At 57.7% G+C, this 7,065-nt stretch carries 5 protein-coding genes; 2 read left to right on the plus strand and 3 right to left on the minus strand.

What is annotated here, in order from left to right; translation table 11 throughout:
- Positions 1-9 precede the first annotated feature (9 nt).
- The 3 genes from Q7T06_RS10410 to pgi form a co-directional block, all read right to left on the minus strand.
- Entirely contained in the window at positions 10-861 is an 852-nt protein-coding gene (locus tag Q7T06_RS10410; protein ID WP_304784345.1) for a MurR/RpiR family transcriptional regulator, read from the minus strand.
- Positions 862-876: 15 nt separating this feature from the next.
- A complete protein-coding gene (gene zwf / locus Q7T06_RS10415) occupies positions 877-2,346 on the minus strand; it encodes a glucose-6-phosphate dehydrogenase (RefSeq protein WP_304784347.1) in 1,470 nt (489 codons plus the stop codon).
- A 78-nt stretch (positions 2,347-2,424) separates the two neighbouring features.
- Positions 2,425-4,068, minus strand: a complete 1,644-nt coding sequence (gene pgi / locus Q7T06_RS10420; RefSeq protein WP_304784349.1) for a glucose-6-phosphate isomerase — start codon at positions 4,066-4,068, stop codon at positions 2,425-2,427.
- A gap of 319 nt (positions 4,069-4,387) precedes the next feature.
- Between pgi and edd the strand changes: the two genes are divergently transcribed.
- Positions 4,388-6,301 carry a phosphogluconate dehydratase gene (edd, locus tag Q7T06_RS10425; protein ID WP_304784351.1) on the plus strand — a complete coding sequence of 638 codons (1,914 nt, stop codon included), beginning with the start codon at positions 4,388-4,390 and terminating at the stop codon, positions 6,299-6,301.
- 8 nt (positions 6,302-6,309) lie between these two features.
- Positions 6,310-6,930, plus strand: coding sequence for a bifunctional 4-hydroxy-2-oxoglutarate aldolase/2-dehydro-3-deoxy-phosphogluconate aldolase (gene eda, locus Q7T06_RS10430; protein WP_304784354.1), 621 nt, complete (start codon positions 6,310-6,312; stop codon positions 6,928-6,930).
- Positions 6,931-7,065 lie beyond the last annotated feature (135 nt).

The raw sequence follows: 7,065 nt of genomic DNA on the forward strand, positions 1-7,065 counted from the left end.
CACTGATGATTAACGCAGGAAGGAATCGAATTGCATTTCTATCTTTTGCAGCGCTTTTTGCGCATTGATCATTTTCTTGCGGCGTTCCGGCCCGAGGCGTAATGCCAGGCCGACTGCCAGGATATCGATGACGACCAGGTGCGCGAGACGCGCCGAGATCGGCGTGTATGGATCGGTATGGAAATGCAGGTCGATAGGGATCAGCACAGTCGCCAGTTCTGCCAGCGGCGTGCCGCTGGGTGCGAGCACGACGACGTCGGCGCCGCAGGAGCGCGCCAGTTGCACGCTGCGCAGCAGGGCGATGCTGATACCGCGCTGCGAGATGGCGACCACGGCATCGCCTTTTTTCAATAGCGAGGCGGCGATGCTGTGTATGTGCGGATCGGCATAGGCGACCGTAGGCACGCCGGAACGGAAGAACTTGTGTTGCGCATCGGCGGCGACGATGCCGGATGTGCCCTGGCCGTAAAACTCTATCCTGCTGGCGCGCGACAGCACTTGCAGCGCCTGTTCGACGGCATTGGCATCGAGGCTGTTGCGCAAGTCGAGCAGTGTGTTGATCGAGCGGCTGCAAATTTTGTTGACCAGGTCGGCGGCCAGATCTTCCAGCGCCGGCGACTCATCTGCGCCGGGCGCCAGTGCCAGGCCTTGCGCCAGCTTCATCTTGAATGCATGCCAGCCGTCAAAACCGATCGCGCGGCAAAAGCGCACGACGGTCGGTTCCGAGACCTCAGCCTTTTTCGCCAGCGCCGTGATGTTTTCGGCGATTGCCAGTTCCGGCTGCTCGAGTACGGCCAGCGCGACTTTTTTTTCCGATTTGGAAAGCGAGTCGTACTGTGTGCGTATGGCGTCAAGCAGCATGTCTGTGTGCTCCGCTTATTCCGGCAGCGCTTCTTCGCGCCACTGCAAGCCGTCGCGACCGATCAGGGCGCTGGCTGCCGCCGGACCCCAGGTGCCGGATGCATATGGCAGCGGTTCATTGCCTTCCTGTTCCCATTGACGCAGGACCGGCTCTACCCATTCCCAGGCCGCTTCCAGTTCGTCGCTGCGCATGAACAGGGTCAGCTGGCCGCGCAATACATCGAGCAGCAAACGCTCGTAGGCATCCATGCGTGGCGTCTTGAAGGTTTCGGCAAAATCCAGTTCGAGTTCTACCGGTTTCAGGCGCATGCCGTCGCCAGGTGTCTTGGCCATCAGGTTCAATTGCAGGCCTTCGTCGGGCTGCAGACGGATGATCAGGCAGTTCGGCTGGAAGCTGCCGGTCGATTGCGCAAAGATCGAGTGCGGTATCGGCTTGAAGCGCACGACAATTTCAGCCAGCTGATCGGCCATGCGCTTGCCGGAACGCAGGTAGAAGGGCACACCGGCCCAGCGCCAGGTATCGATCTCGGCCTTGATGGCGACGAAGGTTTCGGTATTCGAATCCGGATTGGCGGCTTTTTCCTGCCGGTAGCCGGGTACCGCCTTGCCCTCGATGTGACCGGCGCGATACTGGCCGCGCACGATATTCTTGGCCAGCGTGGCAGCTGTGAACGGCTTGAGCGAACGCAATACCTTCAGTTTTTCATCGCGCACTGCATCCGGCGTGACAGACAGCGGCGGTTCCATCGCGACGATGCACAGCAATTGCAGCAGATGGTTTTGCAGCATGTCGCGCAAGGCGCCCGAGGTTTCGTAGTAGCCCATCCGGTTGCCGACGCCGATTTCTTCGGCGATCGTGATCTGCACGTCGGAGATCCATTCGCGCCGCCACAGCGGTTCGAACAGCACATTGCCGAAGCGCAGCGCCAGCAGGTTCTGCACCGCCTCCTTGCCGAGGTAATGATCGATGCGGAAGATTTGCGATTCCTTGAAAACCTGGCCGACTTCCAGATTGATCTGCTTGGCGCTGGCGAGATCGCGGCCCAGCGGTTTTTCCAGCACGACGCGGGAAGTTTCCGTGGCCAATCCGCGTGCAGACAGGTTGTTGCAGATTTTTGAAAACAGCGTAGGTGGTGTTGCCAGATAAAACACGCGGGTCAATCCGGCATCGTTGCGCAACACGTCGTTGAGCGGCTGATAGGTGGCGGCATCGGTTGCATCCAGCGAGACATAACGTATGCGCGCGCAGAATTTTTCCCACAAGGCGGGCGTTAATGTTTTCTCGGAAATATGCGTTTTGGAATTCTCATTGAGCTCGGCGACGAATTCTTCATTGCTCCACTTGTGGCGGCCTATGCAGATAATCTGCGCGGTGGGCGGCAAATCGCCGGCGCGGTCGCGCGCATACAGCGCAGGGATCAGTTTGCGCATGGACAGGTCGCCACCGCCGCCAAACAGGACTAGATCAAAATCGGTAAGAGCCATGGTCGTAAGAGAAGTTATTTAATTGAAAAAATGTCGCCTGGAACATCATTACGGTAATTTGTTTTTTTGACGCCGTGATTACAATGCTGCCCTAGCGCGTGCGATCAAACCATTGGTCGAACTGTCATGCTGGGCAGGCTGGGCTTGTTGCGCCAATTCTGCCGCTATGTTTTGCGCCAGTAACTTGCCGAGTTCCACGCCCCATTGATCGAAGCTGTTGATGCCCCAGATCACGCCTTGTACAAACACCTTGTGTTCATACAAGGCGATCAATGCACCCAGGGTGGCGGGGGTCAGCGCATCCATCAAGATAGTGTTGCTGGGCCGGTTGCCGGGGAAGGTGCGGTGCGGCAGCAGCTGTTCTATGCTGTCAACAGGCAGCCCTTGCGCCTGCATGTCGGCGCGCACTTCGTCGGCGTTCTTGCCGCGCATGAAGGCTTCCGATTGGGCGAAGCAGTTTGCCAGCAACAGCACCTGGTGCGATTCCAGTGCATGCGACGGTTTCAAGGCGGCGATGAAATCGACGGCGATGAGGTCGCTGCCTTGGTGCAGTAACTGGAAGTAGGCGTGCTGGCCATTGGTGCCCACATCGCCCCATATCACAGGGCAGGTTGCGACTTCAACAGGTGAGCCGTCAACCTTGACGCGCTTGCCATTACTTTCCATTTCCAGTTGCTGCAGGTAGCCGGGGAACAGGCGCAAATCCTGATGATATGGCGCGATCGAGATGGACGTGCTGCCCATGAAATTGCGATTCCATATGCCTGTCAGCGCCAGGATCACGGGCAGATTTTTTTCCAGCGGCGCTTGCTGAAAATGCTGGTCCATCGCATGTGCGCCGGCGAGGAATTCCCTGAAGTTGTCGATACCGATTGAAATTGCCAGCGCGAGGCCGATGGCCGACCAGACCGAATAACGCCCGCCCACCCAGTCCCAGAACGGGAACATGTTTTCTGCTGCGATGCCGAATTCGGTGACCAGATCCAGATGCGTCGAGACGGCAACGAAGTGTTGGGGCAAGTCGCTTGCGTTCGCATGCTGCAAAAACCAGGCACGCGCCGATTTTGCATTGGTCATCGTTTCCGAAGTATTGAATCCCTTGGAAGCAATGATGAACAGGGTAGTGGCCGGATCCATGCGCGGCAGCAGTGCAGCCAGATCATGGCCGTCGACATTCGAGACGAAATGCATGACCAGGCGCGGATGGCCGAACGAGCGCAGCGCCTGGCAAGTCATTTTCGGCCCCAGATAAGAGCCGCCTATGCCGATGTTGACGATGTCGGTAATTTCGCGACCATCAAAGCCGCGCCACTCACCGGAACGCACGCGCTCGGCAAATACGCCCATCCGGTCGAGTACCGCGTGTATGTCGGGAATTATATCCTTGCCGTCGAGCAGCAATTTTTCGCTGCGTGGCTTGCGCAATGCGGTATGCAGTACGGCGCGCTGTTCGGTCCGGTTGACTTTGTCGCCGGCAAACATCGCCTCGCGTTGTGCCTCTACCCCGGTCTCGCGTGCCAGCGCGAACAGCAAAGACATGGTCTGATTGCTGACTATATTCTTCGAGTAATCGAGAAACAGGCCCGCGCCTTCTATCGACAATTCGTCAAAGCGCGCAGGGTCTTGTGCAAACAGGTCGCGGACTTGCCAGTTTTTTGCTTCAGCGTGATGTTGCTGCAGCGCCTGAAAGGCTGCGCTGGCGGTAAGGGATGGAGTGCGCATGAGCGATCTATTTATCCGGTAAATGTTGGTTTAAACTATACATCAAATTATGGTAATTTCACTACAAATATATTTTGCACAGGCAATACAAGCTGGCTATGCGTGATGCTGCCATCTTGCAAACGTCTTCTGGAAAGATGCGCTCAACGAAGGAAAGTTCAATCTACTAGGATGATTTACCCGGTTTGCAGGATAATGGCGGGCAAGTGAATTTATCCGGCGCGCGGGAGTCCTATGCTTTCGTAGGAAAACCAAAAAAGATGATTTGTTGGCACGATTTATTGTAGTAAAATTTCAAAACTGTTTTCAAGGATTTCATATGCCGCTCAATTCCGTCGTGTCTGCTGTCACCGAGCGCATCATCGAGCGCAGCCGGCCTTATCGGGCTGCCTATCTGAAGCAATTGTCGGATTCCATACAGCAGGGCGTGCAGCGCAGTTCGCTATCCTGTACCAATCTTGCGCATGGTTTTGCCGCATTCCCGGTCAACGACAAGCTGGTATTGAAGCAGCAAAAAAATCCATCGGTTGCGATCATCTCCGCCTACAACGACATGCTGTCGGCGCATCAGCCGTATGAACGTTTTCCCCGCATCATCAAGGATGCGGTGCGCGCAGCCGGCGGCGTGGCGCAATTCGGCGGCGGCGTGCCGGCCATGTGCGATGGCATTACGCAAGGGCAGCCGGGCATGGAGCTGTCGCTGTTTTCGCGCGATACGATCGCGATGTCGACTGCGATTGCGCTGTCGCACAATATGTTCGATGCGGCGGTTTATCTCGGCATCTGCGACAAGATCGTGCCGGGATTGTTGATAGGCGCCTTGCATTTCGGTCACTTGCCGGCAGTTTTCATACCGAGCGGACCGATGACGACCGGCATGTCCAATTCCGAAAAATCCAGAATCCGCCAGCTGTATGCGCAGGGAAAAATCGATCGCGCAGCATTGCTGGAAGCTGAATCCAAGTCGTATCACGATGCCGGCACCTGCACCTTTTACGGCACGGCCAACAGCAATCAAATGCTGATGGAAGTGATGGGCCTGCATTTGCCCGGTTCCGCCTTCGTTACGCCGAATACCGCGTTGCGCGATGCCTTGACGGTACGCGCCGCGCAACGCGCAGTGGAAATCAGCGCGCAGGGAAAAACATTCACGCCGGTTGGCCGTCTGGTCGATGAAAAAACCATCGTCAATGCGATCGTGGCATTGCTGACCACGGGCGGTTCGACCAACCATACCATCCATCTGATTGCGATTGCAAAAGCGGCCGGCATCGTGATTGACTGGAACGATTTCGACCAGCTGTCGGCAGTCGTGCCGCTGCTGACACGCATCTATCCGAACGGCGAAGCCGACGTCAACCATTTCCACGCCGCGGGCGGCACCGGTTTCGTGATCCGTGAATTGCTTGATGCCGGTTTGCTGCATGACGATGTGACGACTATCCTGGGGCAGGGCTTGCGTGCGCATTGCAGCGAGCCCTTCCTCGATGGCGAACTTGCAGTGTGGAAGCCGGCGCCGCAAGTCAGCGCCGATGAAAACGTGTTGCGCCCGGCACAGCGTCCGTTTGCACCTGACGGCGGCTTGCGCCTGCTGACCGGCAACCTCGGTCGTGCAGTGATCAAGATATCTGCGGTCAAACCGGAGCATCACGTGGTCGAGGCGCCGGCGATCGTTTTCAAGTCGCAGGAAGAATTCATGCATGCGTATCAGGATGGCAAACTGAACTGCGATTTTGTTGCGGTCTTGAGTTTCCAGGGCCCGCGCGCCAATGGCATGCCTGAGCTGCACGCGTTGACGCCTGCGCTGGGCAGCCTGCAGGATGCCGGCTATCACGTTGCTCTGGTGACGGATGGGCGCATGTCCGGCGCCTCCGGCAAGGTGCCGGCCGCGATCCATGTTTCGCCCGAAGTGCTGGCAGGCGGCCCCCTGGGGCGCATACAGGATGGCGACATGATACGGCTCGATGCCGCCGCTGGTACCCTGCAAGCCCTGGTCGCGGAAAAAGAATGGCAGCAGCGTCCGCATGCATCCGCCGATCGCTCATCGAACGTGGTCGGCATGGGACGCGAACTGTTTGCGATGTTCCGCTCATCGGTCAGCATTGCGGAAGATGGCGCTGCCACATTCGGCCTGCCGCGCCTGATCGTGCCGACCTCAAGCGAGATCAATCTGCCGAAAGGCGATGCTGAACCGTTCAGCGATGAAGACACCAACGTTCAACAATCGATATGAGTTCATCCATGAATCTGCTCGAAATTATGCATGCATCGCCAGTGATTCCAGTCATTGCGATAGACGATCTGGCGCATGCCGTACCGCTGGCGCGGGCCTTGGTTGCTGGCGGCATCCGCGTACTGGAAGTGACCTTGCGCACACAGCATGGCCTGGCTGCAATCCGTGCGATAGCCGAACAGGTGCCGGAAGCGATACTCGGCGTCGGTACGCTGACGCGGCATGAAGACTTTGCCGCTGCGCGCGAGGCCGGTGCAATCTTTGGTGTGTCGCCAGGGTTGACGAAAGAATTGATCGAGGGCGCACGTTCCAGCGGTTTGCCGCTGTTGCCGGGCGTGATGACGCCGTCGGAAGTGATGGTCGCACGTGAAGCCGGCTTCCGGCAGGTGAAGCTGTTTCCCGCCGTTCCTGCAGGTGGCGTCGGCATGTTGAACGCGATTGCCGGCCCGTTGCCGGATATGCTGTTTTGCCCAACCGGCGGGATTTCGCAGGAAACTGCCGCGCAATTTCTTGCCTGTAAAAATGTAGCCTGTGTGGGTGGCTCCTGGTTGACACCCAGGGATGCGTTGATGGCGGGGGATTGGGCGCGGGTTACCGCTTTGGCCAGGGCAGCTTCGGCGCTTAGGTAGATTTTTCGCTTAACAAGATTGTTCTTTCTTCGTCGTGGCTTGCCGGGGGTAGCCCGGCTGCTACTCACTTTTCTTGCTTCGCCAAGAAAAGTAAGCAAAAGAAGGCGACCGCACAGCCGCTGCCCTTCGGGTTCC

The organism is Herminiimonas sp. (assembly GCF_030645555.1).
Classification (GTDB): domain Bacteria; phylum Pseudomonadota; class Gammaproteobacteria; order Burkholderiales; family Burkholderiaceae_D; genus Oxalicibacterium.